The sequence below is a fragment of the Aeribacillus sp. FSL K6-2848 genome (genome assembly GCF_038004325.1).
Classification (GTDB): domain Bacteria; phylum Bacillota; class Bacilli; order Bacillales; family Aeribacillaceae; genus Aeribacillus; species Aeribacillus composti.
In genome coordinates this window covers 2797680-2817146 of the sequence record NZ_JBBOQQ010000001.1, presented here as the reverse complement: position 1 = coordinate 2817146, position 19467 = coordinate 2797680, and the positions used below count along the sequence as shown (strand labels likewise).

At 41.1% G+C, this 19467-nt stretch carries 22 protein-coding genes and 1 riboswitch; of the genes, 20 read left to right on the top strand and 2 right to left on the bottom strand.

Translation table 11 applies throughout. The annotated features are described in order from the left end of the window. The first annotated feature begins 76 nt into the window (after positions 1-76). The 14 genes from NSS70_RS13585 (at position 77) to lysA (ending at position 12747) form a co-directional block, all read left to right on the top strand. Positions 77-304 (top strand): YqzK family protein, encoded by a 228-nt coding sequence (locus NSS70_RS13585; RefSeq protein ID WP_063388337.1) that lies wholly within the window; start codon positions 77-79, stop codon positions 302-304. Between the two features lie 6 nt (positions 305-310). Continuing rightward, the gene (gene xerD, locus NSS70_RS13580) at positions 311-1204 is read left to right on the top strand and encodes a site-specific tyrosine recombinase XerD (RefSeq protein WP_063388336.1); all 894 of its coding nucleotides are present in this window, start codon (positions 311-313) and stop codon (positions 1202-1204) included. A gap of 99 nt (positions 1205-1303) precedes the next feature. Continuing rightward, complete coding sequence (gene deoB, locus NSS70_RS13575; RefSeq protein WP_144598189.1) at positions 1304-2494, top strand: phosphopentomutase; 1191 nt, start codon at positions 1304-1306, stop codon at positions 2492-2494. Positions 2495-2497: 3 nt separating this feature from the next. Further along, positions 2498-3316, top strand: coding sequence for a purine-nucleoside phosphorylase (locus NSS70_RS13570; RefSeq protein ID WP_094246165.1), 819 nt, complete (start codon positions 2498-2500; stop codon positions 3314-3316). A gap of 15 nt (positions 3317-3331) precedes the next feature. After that, positions 3332-4636 (top strand): pyrimidine-nucleoside phosphorylase, encoded by a 1305-nt coding sequence (locus tag NSS70_RS13565; protein WP_339196766.1) that lies wholly within the window; start codon positions 3332-3334, stop codon positions 4634-4636. 181 nt (positions 4637-4817) lie between these two features. Further along, positions 4818-5984 (top strand): D-alanyl-D-alanine carboxypeptidase family protein, encoded by a 1167-nt coding sequence (locus NSS70_RS13560; RefSeq protein WP_063388332.1) that lies wholly within the window; start codon positions 4818-4820, stop codon positions 5982-5984. A gap of 97 nt (positions 5985-6081) precedes the next feature. Then, entirely contained in the window at positions 6082-6435 is a 354-nt protein-coding gene (spoIIAA, locus tag NSS70_RS13555) for an anti-sigma F factor antagonist (RefSeq protein ID WP_327862960.1), read from the top strand. Then, positions 6432-6872 (top strand): anti-sigma F factor, encoded by a 441-nt coding sequence (spoIIAB, locus tag NSS70_RS13550; protein WP_063388330.1) that lies wholly within the window; start codon positions 6432-6434, stop codon positions 6870-6872. Before spoIIAA ends, spoIIAB begins: the two co-directional genes overlap by 4 nt. 12 nt (positions 6873-6884) lie before the next feature. Beyond that, positions 6885-7643, top strand: coding sequence for an RNA polymerase sporulation sigma factor SigF (sigF, locus tag NSS70_RS13545; RefSeq protein ID WP_063388329.1), 759 nt, complete (start codon positions 6885-6887; stop codon positions 7641-7643). Positions 7644-7744: 101 nt separating this feature from the next. After that, entirely contained in the window at positions 7745-8362 is a 618-nt protein-coding gene (locus tag NSS70_RS13540) for a stage V sporulation protein AA (protein WP_063388643.1), read from the top strand. After that, positions 8352-8774 carry a stage V sporulation protein AB gene (locus NSS70_RS13535; RefSeq protein WP_063388663.1) on the top strand — a complete coding sequence of 141 codons (423 nt, stop codon included), beginning with the start codon at positions 8352-8354 and terminating at the stop codon, positions 8772-8774. The genes NSS70_RS13540 and NSS70_RS13535 overlap by 11 nt, the downstream gene beginning before the upstream one ends. A gap of 37 nt (positions 8775-8811) precedes the next feature. After that, entirely contained in the window at positions 8812-9819 is a 1008-nt protein-coding gene (gene spoVAD, locus NSS70_RS13530) for a stage V sporulation protein AD (RefSeq protein ID WP_063388662.1), read from the top strand. A gap of 55 nt (positions 9820-9874) precedes the next feature. Then, complete coding sequence (locus NSS70_RS13525) at positions 9875-11350, top strand: spore germination protein (protein ID WP_327855896.1); 1476 nt, start codon at positions 9875-9877, stop codon at positions 11348-11350. Between the two features lie 74 nt (positions 11351-11424). Beyond that, positions 11425-12747, top strand: coding sequence for a diaminopimelate decarboxylase (gene lysA, locus NSS70_RS13520; RefSeq protein WP_340881789.1), 1323 nt, complete (start codon positions 11425-11427; stop codon positions 12745-12747). Between the two features lie 43 nt (positions 12748-12790). Here lysA and NSS70_RS13515 read toward each other — a convergent pair whose 3' ends face one another. Further along, a complete protein-coding gene (locus NSS70_RS13515; RefSeq protein ID WP_340881787.1) occupies positions 12791-13657 on the bottom strand; it encodes a DUF1002 domain-containing protein in 867 nt (288 codons plus the stop codon). Between the two features lie 163 nt (positions 13658-13820). Here NSS70_RS13515 and NSS70_RS13510 point away from each other — a divergent pair, with 163 nt between their 5' ends. From NSS70_RS13510 to NSS70_RS13485, 6 genes are all read left to right on the top strand, one after another. Beyond that, the gene (locus tag NSS70_RS13510) at positions 13821-14258 is read left to right on the top strand and encodes a peptidylprolyl isomerase (protein WP_063388640.1); all 438 of its coding nucleotides are present in this window, start codon (positions 13821-13823) and stop codon (positions 14256-14258) included. Positions 14259-14649: 391 nt separating this feature from the next. Further along, positions 14650-14801: riboswitch (FMN riboswitch) on the top strand. Between the two features lie 152 nt (positions 14802-14953). Then, positions 14954-16069: a bifunctional diaminohydroxyphosphoribosylaminopyrimidine deaminase/5-amino-6-(5-phosphoribosylamino)uracil reductase RibD gene (ribD, locus tag NSS70_RS13505; protein WP_340881785.1), complete on the top strand. Its 1116-nt coding sequence runs from the start codon at positions 14954-14956 to the stop codon at positions 16067-16069. After that, positions 16042-16686 (top strand): riboflavin synthase, encoded by a 645-nt coding sequence (gene ribE / locus NSS70_RS13500; protein ID WP_094246158.1) that lies wholly within the window; start codon positions 16042-16044, stop codon positions 16684-16686. Before ribD ends, ribE begins: the two co-directional genes overlap by 28 nt. 13 nt (positions 16687-16699) lie before the next feature. Further along, on the top strand, positions 16700-17893 hold the full coding sequence (locus NSS70_RS13495) for a bifunctional 3,4-dihydroxy-2-butanone-4-phosphate synthase/GTP cyclohydrolase II (protein ID WP_340881783.1): 1194 nt from the start codon (positions 16700-16702) through the stop codon (positions 17891-17893). A gap of 21 nt (positions 17894-17914) precedes the next feature. After that, positions 17915-18385, top strand: a complete 471-nt coding sequence (gene ribH, locus NSS70_RS13490) for a 6,7-dimethyl-8-ribityllumazine synthase (protein ID WP_340882536.1) — start codon at positions 17915-17917, stop codon at positions 18383-18385. Positions 18386-18512: 127 nt separating this feature from the next. Beyond that, a complete protein-coding gene (locus tag NSS70_RS13485) occupies positions 18513-18881 on the top strand; it encodes a GNAT family N-acetyltransferase (protein ID WP_327848148.1) in 369 nt (122 codons plus the stop codon). Here NSS70_RS13485 and NSS70_RS13480 read toward each other — a convergent pair whose 3' ends face one another. Then, positions 18882-19406 (bottom strand): DUF309 domain-containing protein, encoded by a 525-nt coding sequence (locus NSS70_RS13480; protein WP_340881781.1) that lies wholly within the window; start codon positions 19404-19406, stop codon positions 18882-18884. Positions 19407-19467: the final 61 nt, after the last annotated feature.

Below are 19467 nucleotides of genomic sequence, written 5' to 3'. Positions count from 1 at the left end.
TATTATATACGTATAAAGATTGTCCAGACGGTCATATCTTTAAATATAAGAAAATATGGCCTTGTGGAGGACGAACATGGAAAAATGGACGAAAACCGTAAAGAATATGCTTAAAATTTTTATCTTGTTTACAGGATTTACGATTTTGTTCTACTATGCTATTATATGGGTTAACTTGGAATATCAAGATTACCATCGCTATGACGAGCCTGAAGGATCTGCCGTAAAGGTGACAAGCGTTGTGGAAGAACAGAACGATAATTGGCTGAATCGCTTAATATTCTTTTATTTAAACGGGGAGTAGAGAAGATTGAACGATCATATCCAAGATTTTATTCATTATTTGACCGTTGAGAGAGGACTTGCGAACAATACGATCGTTTCATATGAGCGAGACTTGAAATCGTACAAGCAATTTTTGAACGAAAAACTGAATATTCAAGAAGTGCAAAATATTCAACGCTATCATATTTTGCAATATTTGCATTTTTTGAAAGATCAAGGGAAATCCAGCAAGACAATCGCCCGGCATATCGCCTCAATCCGCGCTTTCCATCAATTTTTGTTAAGGGAAAAAGCTGCGGATGAAGACCCGTCCGTCCATATTGAAACACCGCAGATTGAACGGAAGCTTCCGAAAGTGCTGTCTCTTGAGGAAGTGGAGCGGCTTCTTGAAACGCCTGAGCTGACCTCACCGATTGGATATAGAGATAAAGCAATGCTTGAACTTTTATATGCGACAGGTATTCGGGTGAGTGAAATGGTTCATTTGAATCTTTCAGACGTCCATTTGATCATGGGATTTATCCGATGCTACGGTAAAGGGAAAAAAGAACGGCTCGTTCCGATTGGAGAAAAAGCAACAAAAGCGCTGGAGGAATATTTGGAAAAGGGCCGGCCAAAGCTTGTAAGACAGAAGCATAAAACGGATGCCTTATTTTTAAACCATCATGGAAAAAGAATTTCCCGCCAAGGATTTTGGAAAAATTTAAAATCGATTGCGGTTAAAGCAGGAATACAAAAAGAATTGACTCCTCATACATTGCGACATTCCTTTGCCACCCATCTGCTTGAAAACGGCGCTGATCTAAGAGCGGTGCAAGAAATGCTAGGTCATGCTGATATTTCAACCACGCAAATTTATACTCATGTGACAAAAACACGTTTAAAAGATGTATATAAAATGTACCACCCCCGTGCTTAATGCCATCGTCATGCTAAAAATCAAGTTGCTCGTCTGTTTCGGCAAGCATTAGGAAAAAATATAATCATCACCGCTTTCAAATGGCAGGAGGAATTTAACATGCAGCATACATATAAACGCGTCTTTTTAATTGTAATGGATTCAGTTGGAATCGGCGAAGCACCGGATGCAGAGCTTTATAACGACAAAGGTGCTGACACGCTTGGCCATATCGCTGAACATCTCGGCGGTTTGCATTTGCCGAATTTAGCGAAGCTCGGATTGGGGAATATACGTGAAATAAAAGGTGTTCCAAAGACAGACAAGCCGCTCGCCTTCTATACAAAAATGAAAGAAGCTTCAGCAGGAAAAGATACGATGACTGGTCATTGGGAGCTGATGGGGTTAAAAATCGATTCTCCTTTTCAAGTATTTCCAGACGGCTTCCCAGAAGAACTGATAGAGGAGCTTGAAAAAAGAACCGGGCGAAAAGTGCTTGGCAATAAGCCGGCAAGCGGTACGGCAATTATAGAAGAGCTTGGAAAAGAACATATGAAAACAGGAGCCATCATTGTCTATACGTCGGCAGACTCTGTTTTACAGATTGCTGCACATGAAAAAGTCATTCCTCTGAACGAATTATATCAAATTTGTCAAATTGCCCGCGAACTGACTTTGGATGAAAAGTACATGGTTGGGCGCGTTATAGCTCGTCCGTTTGTCGGGGAGCCGGGGAATTTTGAACGGACTGCCAACCGGCATGACTATGCTTTAAAGCCTTTCGGCCGAACAGTTATGAACGAGTTGAAGGACGGAGGATTTGATGTAATTGCCCTTGGGAAAATTTCCGATATTTATGACGGCGAAGGCATTACAGATGCAATCCGGACAAAGTCGAATATGGATGGAATGGACAAATTGATCCAAACATTCGACCGGGATTTTACAGGTCTTTCCTTTTTGAACCTTGTCGATTTTGATGCAAAATTCGGCCATAGAAGAGATCCTGAAGGGTATGGACAAGCGCTTGAGGAATTCGATGCTCGTCTTCCTGAAGTGTTCGAAAAAATGAAGGAAGAAGACCTGCTCATCATCACAGCAGACCATGGAAACGACCCTCTTCACCACGGTACGGATCATACTAGAGAATATGTTCCGCTGTTAGTTTATAATTCAACCTATACAAAAGGAAAAGAACTGCCAATCAGAGAAACATTTGCAGATGTAGGAGCAACCATTGCAGAAAATTTCGGCGTGCAAATGCCAAATTACGGAACAAGCTTTTTAACAGAATTGAAGCAGGGGGATTGATCAATGTCAATTGTGGAAGAAGTTGAAAAGGCCTCTCAATTTTTAAAAGATAAATGCAAACAAACTCCAGAGATCGGTCTCGTTCTAGGATCAGGTTTAGGAGTTCTCGCTGAAGAAGTGGAGGATGCTGTAACCATTCCATACAGCGACATTCCTTATTTTCCGGTTTCCACTGTTGAAGGGCATAAAGGCCAATTCGTAATTGGGGAGCTAAATGGCAAAACAGTAGCGATCATGCAAGGCAGATTCCATTTTTACGAAGGGTATAGTGTAAAGCAAGTGACATTTCCTGTGCGAGTCATGAAGGCGCTGGGTATTCATTCCTTAATTGTGACAAATGCAGCCGGAGGGATCAATCAGTCATATCAGCCAGGTGATTTAATGCTGATTACCGATCATATTAACAACATGGGACAAAACCCTTTAATTGGCGAACATAGCCCTGAGCTTGGCGACCGTTTTCCCGATATGTCGGAAGCGTACGATAGCAGACTAATCCAGCTGGCAAAAGAAGCAGCGAAAGAGCTTGGCATCGAAATAAAAGAGGGGGTTTATGTTGCCAATACTGGACCGTCCTATGAAACGCCGGCTGAAATACGGATGTTAAGAGCGATCGGGGGAGACGCAGTTGGCATGTCAACAGTTCCAGAAGTAATTGTGGCGAATCAAGTCAAAATGAAAGTGCTTGGCATTTCATGTATTACGAACATGGCGGCTGGTATTTTAAAACAGCCTTTGACGCATGAAGAAGTCATGAAAACGGCGGAAATGGTTCGGGCTGATTTTATAGCGCTAGTAAAATCCATCGTAGCCAAAATGTAGAAAAAGGTGATTTGCATGCGAATGGTCGATTTAATAGAGAAGAAGCGGGATGGGAAAGCGCTCACAAAAAAAGAAATCCGTTATATCATTGAAGGATATACGGCCGGGGAGATTCCGGACTATCAAATGAGCGCTTTCGCCATGGCCGTTTTTTTTAGAGGGATGACGGAAGAGGAAATGGCGGAGCTCACAATGGCGATGGTTGATTCTGGAGAAAAGATCGATCTTAGTGAAATTAAAGGAATAAAAGTGGATAAGCATTCGACCGGAGGAGTTGGCGATAAAACTACGTTGGTGCTTGCGCCGCTTGTGGCTTCAGCTGGTGTTCCTGTTGCCAAGATGAGCGGAAGAGGTCTTGGCCATACCGGCGGAACGATTGATAAACTAGAATCGATCCCGGGGTTTCATGTTGAAATAGACAATCGACAGTTTGTCCGTTTAGTCAATCAAAATAAAATTGCAGTCGTTGGACAAACGGGGAATTTAACTCCCGCTGATAAAAAACTGTACGCATTAAGAGATGTGACAGCGACGGTTAACAGTATTCCTCTTATTGCCAGCTCCATCATGAGCAAAAAAATCGCTGCCGGAGCGGATGCCATTGTTTTAGATGTTAAAACCGGATCGGGCGCTTTTATGAAAAATATAGAAGAATCAAAAAAACTGGCAAAAGCGATGGTGAAAATAGGGGAAAACGTCGGCAAAAAAACGATTGCCGTGATCTCCGATATGAGTCAGCCGTTAGGGTTTGCCATCGGAAACGCTCTTGAAGTCCAAGAAGCGATTGATACATTAAAAGGTGAAGGTCCTGAAGATTTAACTGAACTATGTTTAACGCTTGGCAGCTATATGGTGTATATGGCGGAAAAAGCAGACAGTTTAGAAAAAGCGCGTAAACTGCTCGAGCAATCCATTGCTTCCGGAAAAGCTTTAGAGACTTTTAAAACATTTGTCTCTGCCCAAGGGGGAGATGCCTCAATTGTGGACGATCCATCAAAATTGCCGCATTCTTCGTATACATTCGAATTAAAGGCGAAAGAAGAAGGCTATGTAAACGAAATTGCAGCTGATGCAGTCGGGACTGCCGCCATGTGGCTTGGTGCCGGAAGAGCGACGAAAGATGCTGCAATTGATTTGGCAGTCGGCCTCATCCTCCATAAAAAAATAGGCGATTACGTAAAAAAGGGAGAAACATTCGTTACAATTTACAGCAATCAACAAGATATTGAAAAGGTGAAACAAACTTTATACTACAGCATTAAAATTTCGAAAAACAAAACAAAAAAGCCTGTCCTTATTTATGAAACAATAACAAATTAGGAAAGAAAAAAAGAATCGGGTAATCCCGATTCTTTTTTTGTATAACTTTTTAATAATTGGAAAAAATGGGTTTTATACAGATAATTTTACCAGTAAAAATTCATTCTCATTTCATTTTTAGAGTCTTTTACATTTCATTAGATTAGATTGCAGTTACATATGAGGAATGGAGGATGTGGAGATGAAACAATTACTACTGTCTGTCATGGCAACATTTGTTCTTTTTTTTGGGGTTTCAACGGCTGCGTGGGCAGAAGAAAAAAATGTCAAACTAGTAGATGGAGTGAAATCGGCTATATTGATTGAGCGGGATACAGGTCAAGTATTATATGAAGAAAATTCAGATACACCGCTGCCGCCCGCCAGTATGACGAAAATCATGACGCTTCTTCTTATTATGGAAGCTCTTGATAAAGGAAAGATTCAAATGGATGAAAAAGTAAGAGCGAGCGAATATGCAGCATCCATGGGGGGATCGCAAATCTTTTTGGAGCCTGGGGAAGAAATGACAGTGGAAGATTTATTAAAAGGAATTGCGATTGCTTCCGGCAATGATGCGTCTGTCGCGATGGCGGAGAGAATTGCAGGATCAGAAGAACAGTTTGTATCCATGATGAATCAAAAAGCGAAAGAGCTCGGTCTGAAAAATACGCATTTTAAAAATTCGACCGGATTACCTGCAAAAGGACATTATTCGTCGGCAAAGGACATGGCGGTTATTGCCAAAGAGCTATTAAAATATGAAGAAATTACGAAATTTACGGGAACATATGAGGATTATTTGCGAGAAGGAACAGACAAAAAATTTTGGTTGGTCAATACAAATCGGCTTGTGAAATTTTACGACGGAGTTGACGGAGTAAAAACAGGTTATACAAACGAAGCGAAATACTGTTTAACGGCAACAGCCAAAAAAGGGAATATGCGGGTGATTGCTGTTGTATTTGGAGCTAAAACGCCAAAAGATCGAAATGCTCAAATCACGAAGCTGTTAGACTATGCCTTTTCCCAGTATGAAACCCATCCTCTGTTTAAACGAAACGAAGTGGTGACAAAAGCAAAACTGAGCAAAGGAAGCGATAAAGATGTACAGCTGATCACTTCGGAGCCTGTTTCCATTATAACCAAAAAGGGCGAAAGCATTGATGATATTAAACAAGAAATTATGTTTAAAAACCACCTGGTAGCGCCAGTGAAAAAAGGGGATGAGCTTGGAACCCTCGTGCTGAAAAAGAATGGAAAGGTTTTTGCTGAAAGCAAGCTTGTGGCTAAACAAGATGTTCGCGTTGCGAGCTGGTGGAAGCTGTTCAAAAGGGTTCTAGGCGAATGGACGAAGGCCGAAAAATGATATTTTTGGCGAAATTCCACTAGTTTTGTCTTCAGGCAGGAAATATGAAAGGTCAGCTCGAAAGATTCAATATCATAGTTGAAGGAGGAATATGATCTTGAGTCTAGCGGTTGACCTTGAAGTAAAAGAAAACGTGTTATTGATACGTCTGTCAGGGGAGCTCGACCACCATACAGCAGAGGAACTTCGGCAAAAAGTCAATGATGCCATCGAAAATAACTCTATTCAACATATTTTATTAAATTTAAAACAATTAACTTTTATGGATAGCTCCGGACTTGGAGTGATTCTCGGGCGTTATAAGCAAATAAAACATCTCGGCGGTGAAATGATTGTTTGCGCCATCTCCCCGAGTGTAAAGCGTCTTTTTGACATGTCAGGTTTATTTAAAATTATTCATCTGGCCGAGACAGAGAAAGCGGCTTTGCAAACGTTGGGGGTGGCGTCATGAAAAACGAAATGAAGCTTCAATTTTCCGCTGTAAGTCAAAATGAATCATTTGCAAGAGTAGCTGTAGCTTCCTTTATCGCACAGCTGGATCCGACGATCGATGAACTAACCGAAATCAAAACAGTAGTTTCCGAAGCTGTGACAAATGCGATCATTCACGGTTATGAAAATAATCCTGACGGTATTGTGTATATTTCCTGCACGCTAGAGGACCATATCGTTCATTTGACGATTCGAGATGAAGGGGTAGGAATTGACAACATTGAAGAAGCTAGACAGCCGCTTTTTACAACAAAGCCTGAGCTGGAGCGTTCAGGAATGGGATTTACCATCATGGAAAATTTTATGGATGAAGTGAAAATAGAATCGGAAAAAAATAAAGGCACAATCATTCGATTAACAAAACATCTTACAAAAAGCAAAGCTTTATGTAATTAAGGAGATTAGCTTATGGATGTGGAGGTCAAGAACGAACATTCGAATGGACAATTGAAGGATCAGGAAGTCAGGGATTTGATTAAAAGAAGCCAGCAAGGCGATCAGGCAGCCCGCGATTTGCTTATCCAAAAAAACATGCGGCTCGTTTGGTCAGTTGTGCAGCGATTTTTAAACCGAGGCTATGAGGCGGATGATCTATTTCAAATCGGCTGCATTGGCTTAGTGAAATCGGTCGATAAGTTTGATTTGTCGTATGATGTTAAATTTTCCACTTATGCTGTTCCGATGATTATAGGAGAAATTCAACGATTCATCCGGGATGACGGAACAGTAAAAGTGAGCCGTTCATTAAAAGAGCTCGGAAATAAAATTAGACGGGCTAGAGAGGAACTGTCCAAAACACTTGGCAAGGTGCCAACAGTAGGGGAGATCGCTGACTACTTAGATATTTCACCTGAAGATATCGTTCTTGCACAAGAAGCTGTACGTGCACCTTCCTCCATCCATGAAACGGTTTATGAAAATGATGGCGATCCGATTACATTGCTGGATCAAATTGCAGATCAAAATGAGCAAAAATGGTTTGATCAAATAGCATTAAAAGATGCTATGAACGATTTAGGCGAGCGGGAGCGGCTGATCGTTTATTTGCGGTATTATAAAGATCAAACACAGTCGGAAGTCGCAAAACGGTTAGGAATCTCACAAGTTCAGGTGTCCAGACTGGAAAAGAAAATATTAAAGCAAATGAAAGACCGAATGAGCGGATAGCTCTTTGGTCTTTTTTTGTGGAAATAAATGGTCTTGATCATTTTGCATGAGGGAGTGGCGAACGTTTCATACTATTAGAAAAAAGTAGGATGTGACAGGGCGTGAATAAAACGGTTTATGTGCGTCTAAAGCATCGTATTCAGGCAAAACCGAACGAAAGGATCACGCTTAACAAAATCGCGAAAATAATTGCAGACGAAGCGTTAATCAGCAAAATGGGGGATCAAATCATTCATCAAATTCAATCAAAAGATAAAACATATGTTGTCATTGATGTCATCAACGTCATAGAAAAAATCCAATCCATTGATCCTTCCCTTGATGTCCAACCTGTTGGGCCGACGCAAACAATTGTTGAAATTCAAAATCATCGAAAAAAATTTGCTCCCGTCCTTTTTTTTCTTGTATGGCTGTTATTATTTGTCGGATCGGCTTTAACGATTATGAACTTTCATGAAGATGTCAGCATGCAGCGGATGCATCGCAATTTGTATCAGTTTTTCACTGGCAATAAGATCGATAAGCCGTTAATTTTGCAAATCCCCTACTCCATCGGTTTGGGGCTGGGAATGGTTCTGTTTTTTAATCACGTTTTTAAAAAGAAATTTAATGAAGAGCCGAGTCCGTTGGAAGTCGAGATTTTTAATTATCAAATGGATCTCGACCAATACATCGCCATAAACGAAAACAAAGAAAGCGTGAAAAATGATGATGATTAAATGGTTCATGCTTTTGTTTACGGGGTTTGCAGGGGGCTTGGCTGTCGGGTGTGGATTTGTTGCGTTTTTATCTGTTCTCGGAATCATTCCAAGACTCATGCAGCTGACGAAGACAATAAAATGGATTCGTTTGTATGAATGGGCTGTTATTCTTGGCGCCGTGTCCGGCGGTTGGTTCAGCCTCTCTCCCGTCTATTTGCATGCTTCGCATTATTGGTTTATCCCGATCGGTCTCCTTTACGGAATATTTGTCGGAATGCTTGCAGCAGCATTAACAGAAGTGCTGAATGTATTTCCGATATTAGCGAAAAGGATCGGCATTGATGACAAAATCGTTATGTTGATGATGGCGATCGTTTTAGGAAAAATTTGCGGCTCTTTGTTTCATTGGCTTTATTTTGCTGGTCTGTAAAGGCAATTTGTCATATGATCGGAGGAAACATAGCATGATGCGGTTAACGGGAAAGCAAACATGGGTGTTTCAACATAAATTGTTTGTCAATAAAACGGCAACTGTCGTTGGGCCGAAGGAAGCGAAAGGACCGCTTAAGGAAACATTTGATGCTCATTTTGATGATATGTACTGCGGTGCGCCGTCTTGGGAATTGGCCGAGCGGAATTTAATGGAGCAGGCGATCAGCCGCTGTTTAAAAAAAGCTGAATTAAAGGAAGAGGATATTGATTTGTTTTTGGCGGGGGATTTATTGAACCAAAATGCTACATCGAACTATACAGCTAGAATGCTCAATATTCCGCTGTTATGTATGTACGGGGCCTGTTCGACTTCAATGGAAACAGTCGCTGCGGCATGCGCGCTGATCGATGGGGGGTTCGCGAACAAAATTATCGCTGCCACAAGCAGCCATTATGGCGCAGCTGAAAAGCAGTTTCGGCATCCAACGAATTTCGGCGGACAAAAACCAGAAACAGCGACGACAACCGTAACAGGGGCAGGTGCTGTATTAATCAGCAAAGACGAAAGTGAGATTGCCATAACGGCTGCAACGATCGGCAAGGTGATCGATGTTGGCAGGAAAAACCCTTATGATATGGGGTCCGCAATGGCGCCGGCAGCTGCAGATACAATTAAGCAGCACTTTCGTGATTTAAATCGGACTCCTTCTGACTACGATTTAATTCTTACCGGCGATCTTTCGGGAGTCGGCAGTCCGAAGCTGAAGGAATTATTGCTTGAGGATGGGTACGACATCCGAGGCAACCATTCAGATTGCGGGCTGTTAATTTTTCATCCAGCACAAAGAGCATTTGCCGGCGGGAGCGGATGTGCTTGTTCAGCAGTTGTAACTTACGGCCACATATTCCAAGAAATGAAAAAAGGAAATTTAAAACGAGTATTGATGGTGGCAACCGGGGCTCTGTTAAGTAAAACGATGATCAAGCTGAACGAATCGATCCCGGCCATAGCTCACGGAGTAGTTTTTGAAAGACAGAGATAGAAAGGCGGGAAAAGGTGAGCTGAACATGAATGATGAAGAGAAAGGATTCGATAGCATGACGAAATTAACCGATCAAGAAAAAAGTCAAATCTCTCCCAAGCTGCAAGATACCGAAAAATTTTTTCGAGATCATATTGGCTTAGGAACAAGCTTTGATTTAGGCGTGCGCAAATTTATGCTTCTCGGAAAACAAGTGCATTTATATTATGTGACAGGACTTTGCGATTCACTTTATGTCATCGAACTGATCAAGGAGCTTTTGAAAATCAATGATCATGAAACGGAAGCCAATCGTTTAAAGGAAATTGTCAAAAACCGTCTCGTTCATCAGCAAGTAACATTGGTTCAAACGCTTGATGAAGCAGTCGATCAAGTGTTGTCAGGCTTAGTCGTTTTTTTTGTCGAAGACAGCGATTTTGCTTTTGTTGTCGATGTCCGCAACTATCCTGGAAGACAGCCGGAAGAGCCGGATACGGAAAAAGTGATTCGCGGCGCACGTGACGGTTTTGTGGAAAATATCGTTGTCAACACAGGACTGATTCGGAGAAGAATAAGGGACGAACGTCTGAGATATGAAATCATGAAAATCGGCGAGCGATCAAAAACCGACATTGCGATCGCGTATTTGGAAGATGTGGCGGATCCAGGATTAATTGAAGTGATCAAAAAGGAGTTAAAAACGATAAAGATTGACGGGCTTCCAATGGCAGATAAAACAATTGAAGAATTTTTAGTAAAGCAAGGCTTTAATCCGTTTCCGCTTGTCCGCTATACGGAAAGAGCGGATGTCGCTGCAGTTCATTTGCTGGAAGGACATGTCATTATTCTTGTTGACACGTCCCCGAGTGTCATTATTACGCCAACTACTTTTTTTCACCATGTTCAGCACGCCGAAGAATACCGTCAGGCGCCAGCGGCCGGAACGTTTGTCAGATGGGTGCGCTTTTTTGGCATGCTAGCTTCTATTTATTTGCTTCCTCTTTGGATGCTGTATGTAGTGCAGCCGTCTTTACTGCCGGAGGCTATATCTTACATCGGACCAAACAAAGAAAAAAATATTCCGATTGTTGTTCAAATTTTTCTTGCTGACATAGGGATTGAGCTTTTAAGAATGGCAGCCATTCATACACCGACAGCTCTTTCAGTGGCGATGGGTTTAATTGCAGCAGTTCTCATAGGACAAATTGCCATCGATGTCGGTTTGTTTTCGCCGGAAGTTATTTTGTACGTTTCCATTGCGGCGGTCGGTACTTTTGCAACCCCGAGCTATGAATTGAGCGTAGCCAATAAAATCGTTCGTTTTGTATTGCTGCTATTAGTAGTGATCTTTAAAGTGCCCGGATTAGTGATCGGCTGCACACTGTTCATCCTTTTCCTTGCCAGCATTCGATCGTTAAATACGCCTTATTTATGGCCGTTTATCCCTTTTAATCCTCAAGCCTTTTGGCAGATCATCGTCAGGTCGTCGGTGCCTCATATAAAAGTAAGGCCAAGCATTGTTCATCCGCAGAACGTAAAAAAGCAGCCTTAAAAAAATTTGAAAGAGAAAATGTTTTATGGTAATGTATTTTTAACTTTTACGTTCACGAAAGCGGGGGCTAGTCTTTGTATTTACAGGGAACAAGTAAAATCAACCAGTTAGGGCATTTAGAAATCGGCGGTGTCGATACAGTTGAACTTGCCAAACAGTATGGGACACCGTTATATGTATACGATGTCGCACTCATTCGCGAACGAGCCCGTTCTTTTAAAAATACATTTGAATCATTAGGAGTTCCATATCAAGTTGCTTATGCAAGCAAAGCCTTTTCTTCCATTGCAATGGTGCAGCTTGCAAATGAGGAAGGGCTTTCTCTTGATGTCGTTTCAGGCGGTGAACTGTATACGGCATTAAAAGCAGGATTTCCTCCGGAAAAAATTCATTTTCATGGAAACAATAAAAGCATCGACGAGCTTGCAATGGCTCTGGAGGCAAATATCGGTTGCATTGTGATTGATAATTTTTATGAAATTGATGTTTTATCTTCTCTTTGCCGGCAAATGAATAAAAAAGTTGCGGTATTGCTTCGCGTTACACCGGGCGTCGAGGCACATACACATGATTACATTACAACCGGGCAGGAAGATTCGAAATTTGGATTCGACCTTCATAATGGTCAAATCGAAAAAGCGATTGAGCTTGTAAAAAATCAATCGCATTTACAGCTATTAGGAATCCATTGCCATATCGGTTCGCAAATTTTTGGCACTGAAGGATTTGTTTTAGCAGCAGGAAAGATTTTTGGGAAAATTTCTATTTGGAAAGAGAAGTTTCGGTTTGTTCCGAAAGTTGTAAACTTAGGGGGAGGATTCGGAATTCGATATACGAAAGAGGATGATCCTCTGCCAATGAATGTATATGTTGAAAAAATGGTGGAAGTTGTGAAAGGACACTCTGAGAAGCTTCAAATTCCTCTCCCTGAAATATGGATTGAGCCAGGACGCTCTCTCGTCGGGGATGCAGGAACAACCTTGTACTCGATAGGATCTCAAAAGGTCGTCCCTAACATTCGCAAATATGTTGCGGTGGACGGAGGCATGAGCGACAACATCCGGCCTGCTTTGTACCAGGCAAAATACGAGGGGGCTCTTGCCAACCGGATGAATGACGAATGTTCTGAGACTGTATCGATTGCTGGAAAATGCTGCGAAAGCGGGGACATGCTCATTTGGGATTTATCCCTTCCTACCGTAAAAGCAGGCGATATATTAGCTGTTTTTTGCACGGGAGCTTACGGATATTCTATGGCAAATAATTATAACCGGATTGCTCGGCCTGCTGTTGTATTTGTTGAAAACGGCGAAGCGAGACTTGTCGTCAAAAGGGAAACATACGAGGATTTAGTCAGTCTCGATTTGCCTTTAAAAGCGGAAGTCGGTCAACCGTAAACGAAAAGCGGCGTCTCAACATTAGTTGAAGACGCCGTTTTCATTATTGGAAAAACGATGCGATGGCATCAATGATCGAAGAAAAGAATTCTTTCAATTTTTGCAAAAAGCTTTGTCCTTCTTCGGATTCGAGAAATTTAGAAATTTTGTCTTTTGCTTTGTCAAGCTGGTTTCCGACTTCATCCCAATTGATATTGACGTTAATCATATTGTTAAATAAGAGGATTAAATTGTTTATATCATCTTCGGAAAGATTTATTTGCAAATCTTTTGCTGCTTGTTCAATCATTTCTCTTAACTCTTGGTCATTTTTCGGAACGCCGTTTTCGGACATCTGTTCTTTTACTTTTGCAATTAATGCCGAAGCATTTTCGTCACCAATCTTATCTCCAAGCTTTGCTGTTTCCACCAGCTCTTGGTTGGCGACCTGTTTCACGTCTTCAGGGATCGCTTTATCAGTCGAAACTTCATAAGCTTTTATCAACCCTGTTAAAGCGGCTGTTCCGGAAACTTCAAAAGGCGCGGTGACATAAACATTTGCATCTTTGACACCAGCTGTCATGAGCGCATTTAAGTACATTTCATCCGTGACCCAGTTTATGTTGTTTGTTTGGACTTCTAAACCAGATCCCTTTTTCTCAATTTGTATTTTGGAAGAAGAAATCGCTTTTGAACCGATTTGCGCTTTCGGAATATAATCCCCTAAATATTTGTGCTCCTCTTCGTTTGTCACGGTGACCGTTTGCACGTTATCTGGTACGTTCATTTCCTTTAAGAGATCCTGCTTTTGCTGCTCCGTTAAATCGCTGCCTAACGTGACAATAACATCTCCAACAACAGAATCAGCAAAACTAGTAGTAGGTGTTGCCAACCCAATAGCAAGTAATATGGATAAAACGATTTTTTTCATCACTTAACCTCCTAAGCGAACATGACTTCGAATATATGATATAGAGTGCAAAAACTTTCAACCATTTAAGACGTATATATATACTAAAACGTTTCATCTGTATTTTATGTTTTACTCTATGATAAAATAAAGAGAAAATTTTTTCATGAAAGGGAGCTGTTTTATGAGCAAAAAAGGCTACATTTTAATGGAAAACGGAGAAAAAATTGAATTTGAGCTTTTTCCGAATGAAGCTCCAAATACAGTGAAGAACTTTGAAAAACTTGCGAATTCAGGCTTTTATGACGGTTTGACTTTTCATCGCGTTATTCCAGGGTTTGTAAGCCAAGGCGGATGTCCGAATGGCAACGGCACTGGTAATGCAGGATATACGATCAAATGCGAAACAGATGGCAATCCGCATAAACATGTAACCGGCGCCATTTCTATGGCTCACGCAGGCAGGGATACAGGCTCTTGTCAATTTTTTATCGTTCATGAACCTCAGCCTCACTTGGATGGAGTTCATACTGTTTTTGGCCAAGTAACTTCAGGCATGGAAACTGTGTTGAGCATGAAAAACGGAGATGTAATGAAAAAAGTAGAAGTGTATGAAAATTAAATTCCTCTTTCAAATAGAAAGGGATGTACAAAATGAGAATGAAAAACTGGATGTTATTTATTGTTCTTGTTGTATTGAGCATTATGTGGGGACTCGTCTATTGGATGTTCATTGCTGACTAGCTGAATACCGCTCAGCTTTAGTTGATAATATAATTCTTGTAGGTGCGGTCAAGTGTAGGAGAGAAATAATATTAAAAAGGCACTTTTTCATATTGTTCAAAGATTGCTTTCTTGACAGAAGACCGATTGAAGGGAGATAATAGTAGAATAATTGGCTGTTTTCTTCAGCTTTGTTTCTTTTTCAAAAACTCGTGAATGCTTCAAAATGGAAGGTGGGAAGCAAGAGGAAGCAGCCGTTTTTCCCATTGAAAATAACATAAAATGAATGATGCATCCTTCGGGGCAGGGTGAAATTCCCGACCGGCGGTGATAAAAGCTTTTAAGCTTTTTTAGCCCGTGACCCGCATTGGCGGAACGCCTTTGCGGTGGATCTGGTGAAAATCCAGAGCCGACAGTATAGTCTGGATGGGAGAAGGATCACTTTTGAAGGTGAGGAGTATAAACTGTTCAAAAAGAACAGATTTTATACTCTTATTTGAGTATACCTTCTTTTCATTAAAGTGATCATCAAGCCCTGGGGGAACAAACCCGGGGCTTTTGTTTTGAAATCAACAAAAGGGAGGTGTGTCCTTCATGAATGACGAAAAATGGATGGAATTTGCCTTTCAGCTAGCGAAACAAGCAATCGGCCAAACGAGCCCTAACCCGTTGGTGGGAGCGGTCGTTGTGAAGGATGGGGAACTGATCGGGTTTGGAGCGCATTTAAAGGCTGGGGAACCCCATGCGGAAGTTCATGCTTTAAATATGGCTGGGGAAAAGGCAAAAGGTGCAACGCTGTACGTCACGCTTGAACCTTGCAGCCATTTTGGCAAAACTCCTCCCTGCTCTGAGCTTATTATCAAAAGAGGGATTAAACGGGTCGTTGTAGCTGCTTTGGATCCGAATCCTCTCGTAAGTGGACGCGGTGTGAAAGCTTTGCAAGATGCTGGAATCGATGTGGAAGCCGGGATATTGCAAAAAAATGGACATGAACTTAACAAAGTTTTCTTTCATTACATTCAAACAAACACTCCGTTTGTCACATTAAAATATGCCGCAACATTCGATGGGAAAATTGCTACAAAAACAGGTGACAGCAAGTGGATTACCGGAGAGGAAGCAAGACAGGATGTGCACCGTTACAGAGAAATACACGACGGCATTTTAGTGGGTGTTAATACAATTATAAAAGACAATCCAAGTCTGACTTGTCGGCTGCCGGATCGCAAACGAACACCGATACGGATTATTTTAGATACCCATCTGCGAATTCCGCTGGATGCCAATGTGATAACTGACAAGGAAGCAGAAACTTGGGTCATTTGCCAAGATGGGGTTCTCAATAAAAAAGCGGAACTGAAAAAATTAGGAATAGAAGTGTTGACTTTACATGATCAATGGAATATCCCAAATATTTTAAAAATATTAGGCGAGCGAGGCATCACCTCCCTGTTCGTTGAAGGAGGAGCAAGAGTCCATGCTTCATTTTTAAAAGCGGAAGCGGTGAATGAATTAATCGTGTATTTTGCACCCAAAATATTGGGAGACCCTGAAGGAATATCAGCCGTCATGGGCGATGAAGCATTAAAGATGAGCATGGCACATTCATTTGAAATTCAGTCCGTTACGAAAATAGGAGAAGATGTGAAAATTGTCTCCGTTCCGAAAAGAGGTGGACAAGATTGTTTACTGGAATCATTGAAGAAATAGGGGAAATCAAATCAGTAAAAGGAACGAATCAAGCAGTAATTTTAGAAATTTATGCAAAAAACATTTTGCAAGATGTAAAAATAGGCGACAGCATTGCCGTCAACGGAGTCTGTTTAACGGTCACCGACTTTGAATCGAATTATTTTTCTGTGGATGTCATGCCTGAGACGATGGCAGCAACGACATTAGGTACATTAAAAACCGGATCAAAGGTGAATTTGGAAAGGGCAATGGCTGTTGGCGACCGATTTGGCGGCCACATCGTTTCAGGACATGTTGATGGCGTTGGCACGATCGTCAAAAAAGAAAGAAAGGAAAATGCTGTTTATTATCAAATTAAAGCTCCTAAAGATTTGCTTTATTACATGATATTAAAAGGTTCAGTTGCAGTTGACGGAACGAGTTTAACCATTTTTGGCTTAACAGAACAAACCTTTACGATTTCGATTATTCCTCACACATATTCAGAAACAATTATTGGGGAAAAGGAGATTGGCGATAAGGTCAATATTGAATGTGATTTGATCGGGAAATATTTAGAAAAGTTTGCTCGCAAAGAGGCGCCAACCGGAATTACCGTTGATTTTTTGCAAAAGCACGGTTTTTACAGTGAATAGAGGTGATAGAATAATGTTTCATTCCATTGAGGATGCCATCGCAGATTTAAAACAGGGGAAAGTGATCATTGTCGTGGATGATGAGAATCGGGAAAACGAAGGAGATTTTGTCGGTCTAGCTGAGTTTTCCACCCCTGAAATGATCAATTTTATGATTTCGAAAGGAAAAGGTCTCGTTTGTGTGCCGATCACGGAATCGTTAGCGCACCGTTTGCAGCTTCACCCTATGGTAGCGGAAAATACAGATTTGCACCAAACCGCGTTTACTGTCAGCATCGATCATCAAACAACAACGACGGGAATCAGCGCATATGAGCGAGCTAAAACGATTCAGTCGCTCATTCAGCCGGATGCAAGGGCGGTGGATTTTAAAAGACCCGGACATGTTTTCCCGTTGATTGCAAAGAACGAAGGAGTATTAAAAAGAGCCGGCCACACGGAAGCAGCCGTTGATTTGGCAAAGCTGGCAGGATGCTTTCCAGCTGGCGTCATTTGCGAAATTATTAATGAAGACGGAACAATGGCTCGGGTTCCTCAATTAAAAGAAATAGCGGAACAATACAATTTAAAAATGATCACGATTCAAGATTTAATTCAATACCGCAGAAAACGGGAGGAATTAATCAAAAAAGAAGTGGAAATCGAGCTTCCGACAGGTTTTGGCCGTTTTAAAGCCATCGGTTATACCAGCTTGTATGATGGAAAAGAGCATATTGCGCTGGTGAAGGGTGAAATTAAGCCGGAGCATCCCGTTTTAGTTAGAATCCATTCAGAATGCCTGACAGGAGACGTCTTTCATTCTCACAGATGCGACTGCGGCCCGCAGCTTCATTCTGCATTGAGTGAAATTGAAAAAGAAGGAAGCGGAATTTTGCTCTATTTGCGCCAAGAAGGCAGGGGGATCGGGCTAATAAATAAATTGAAAGCATATAAGCTTCAAGAAAAAGGTTATGATACGGTCGAAGCAAATGAGGAGCTCGGCTTTCAGCCGGATCAAAGAGAATATGCTGTTGCAGCACAGATGCTGAAGGATATTGGAGCCAAGTCTATTCGTTTAATGACAAACAATCCGAGAAAAATGAAAGAAATGCAAGAATACGGACTTGAAATATTGGAGCGGGTTCCAATTGAAATACCGGCAAACAAGGATAATGAAAAATATTTGAAAACAAAAAAATCGAAACTAGGACATCTACTTCATATTTAGCGGGAGGTTATACTAATGAGCATAAACAAAATTGAAGGACATTTAGTCGGAAAAGATTTGAAAATCGGAATTGTCGTATCAAGATTTAATGAATTTATTACAAGCAAGCTGTTAAGCGGAGCAATCGATGCTCTCATCCGCCACGGCGTTTCGGAAAGCGACATTGATGTTGCATGGGTTCCGGGGGCTTTTGAAATCCCGCTTGTATCCAAAAAACTGGCTGAGTCCAAAAAATACGATGCGGTCATTGCCTTAGGAACAGTTATCCGTGGATCCACTACGCATTACGATTACGTATGCAATGAAGCGGCAAAAGGGATTGCGAACGCTTCTCTGCAAACAGGAGTGCCGGTAATATTTGGCGTCGTCACGACGGAAAATATCGAGCAAGCGATTGAACGAGCAGGAACGAAAGCGGGCAATAAAGGCTGGGAAGCAGCACTATCGGCAATTGAAATGGCAAATTTAATCAAATCCCTCGCCCAACTTTAAAGAAAACAGTTTAAAATTCATAAGAAAATGTATATAATGTTAAGAGCAATACGATAAATGGGATTCAACACCAGTTGCCCATAAAATCTTTCTTGAAAGAATGTTATATATTAACGAGGGATCCAGCATGTTAGTTCGATATAAGAAAGCTTTTGAAAAAATTGCGATGGGGCTTCTTTCCTTTATGCCGAGTGAAAAGGATTTAAAGCAGCTCCAGCAAACGATGAAAACGTATGAAAATGACGAAAATTGGCAGCTTTTCTTATGGAAGGAAGAAGATGTTATCGGAGTGATCGGCGTTGAATTGAAAGATAAAGGAATAGTGGAAATTCAGCATATTTGCGTAAACCCGTCCCATCGTCATGAAGGAATCGGCAAAAAAATGATCAATGCCGTAAAAGAGCTATATAAAGATAAACATGTTATTCCTAGCGAACAAATTCAATCCTTTTTTGAAAAATGCGACCATGAACAAATGGAAAAAGAAGAGAGCTGATCACTCTCTTCTTTTTCTTTTTTTATGCCAATTTTTCAATCTCTCCTCAATGATGTCCGTTCGATCCCTTGTTTTATGTTTATGTATTAAAAAAACGTTTGAAATATCGCTAGGCTTGCCGAACGTTTTTCCTCGTTCCTTTGCCGTTGTTAAGCAAATTTCGTAAAGGTTTTGATCAAAAATCGGCAGCTGAATGCTTTTATATGGTTCTCTTTTTTGAATTCGACCAAAAGTGTCTTGTAAAATATGTAAGAGCTGTTCATCATCCAAACCGAGTTTGTTAAGAGACGCCGTTTCATTTTTTAAAATGCGAATAGCATTTTTCATCATCCGCTCAGCACCATTGAAATTTTTTCTCCTGTAATGATAAAAGCTAACGGCAATTTGTATGAGCCCGACCCAGATTTGTTTTCTCTCTTCTTTAGGATCTTTTTTCCACAATTCTTCTAAAATTTCATGACATTCAAAATAATCCCGGTCACAATGAAAATGATACAAAAACTCAATATATTCAGGTGGGTACATATTGAGAAAACTCCTTTTTTCTACTATATATGTTATAGTTTATGAAAATGGCTGCAAAAAA

What these genes read in the sequence shown, in the direction of transcription:
- NSS70_RS13585 (WP_063388337.1), top strand. Translation starts at nt 77, where the DNA reads ATGGAAAAATGGACGAAAACCGTAAAGAATATGCTTAAAATTTTTATC.
- deoB (WP_144598189.1), top strand. Translation starts at nt 1,304, where the DNA reads ATGCAGCATACATATAAACGCGTCTTTTTAATTGTAATGGATTCAGTT.
- NSS70_RS13570 (WP_094246165.1), top strand. Translation starts at nt 2,498, where the DNA reads ATGTCAATTGTGGAAGAAGTTGAAAAGGCCTCTCAATTTTTAAAAGAT.
- NSS70_RS13565 (WP_339196766.1), top strand. Translation starts at nt 3,332, where the DNA reads ATGCGAATGGTCGATTTAATAGAGAAGAAGCGGGATGGGAAAGCGCTC.
- NSS70_RS13560 (WP_063388332.1), top strand. Translation starts at nt 4,818, where the DNA reads ATGAAACAATTACTACTGTCTGTCATGGCAACATTTGTTCTTTTTTTT.
- spoIIAB (WP_063388330.1), top strand. Translation starts at nt 6,432, where the DNA reads ATGAAAAACGAAATGAAGCTTCAATTTTCCGCTGTAAGTCAAAATGAA.
- sigF (WP_063388329.1), top strand. Translation starts at nt 6,885, where the DNA reads ATGGATGTGGAGGTCAAGAACGAACATTCGAATGGACAATTGAAGGAT.
- NSS70_RS13535 (WP_063388663.1), top strand. Translation starts at nt 8,352, where the DNA reads ATGATGATTAAATGGTTCATGCTTTTGTTTACGGGGTTTGCAGGGGGC.
- spoVAD (WP_063388662.1), top strand. Translation starts at nt 8,812, where the DNA reads ATGCGGTTAACGGGAAAGCAAACATGGGTGTTTCAACATAAATTGTTT.
- NSS70_RS13525 (WP_327855896.1), top strand. Translation starts at nt 9,875, where the DNA reads ATGACGAAATTAACCGATCAAGAAAAAAGTCAAATCTCTCCCAAGCTG.
- NSS70_RS13515 (WP_340881787.1), bottom strand. Translation starts at nt 13,657, where the DNA reads ATGAAAAAAATCGTTTTATCCATATTACTTGCTATTGGGTTGGCAACA.
- NSS70_RS13510 (WP_063388640.1), top strand. Translation starts at nt 13,821, where the DNA reads ATGAGCAAAAAAGGCTACATTTTAATGGAAAACGGAGAAAAAATTGAA.
- ribD (WP_340881785.1), top strand. Translation starts at nt 14,954, where the DNA reads ATGAATGACGAAAAATGGATGGAATTTGCCTTTCAGCTAGCGAAACAA.
- NSS70_RS13495 (WP_340881783.1), top strand. Translation starts at nt 16,700, where the DNA reads ATGTTTCATTCCATTGAGGATGCCATCGCAGATTTAAAACAGGGGAAA.
- NSS70_RS13485 (WP_327848148.1), top strand. Translation starts at nt 18,513, where the DNA reads ATGTTAGTTCGATATAAGAAAGCTTTTGAAAAAATTGCGATGGGGCTT.
- NSS70_RS13480 (WP_340881781.1), bottom strand. Translation starts at nt 19,406, where the DNA reads ATGTACCCACCTGAATATATTGAGTTTTTGTATCATTTTCATTGTGAC.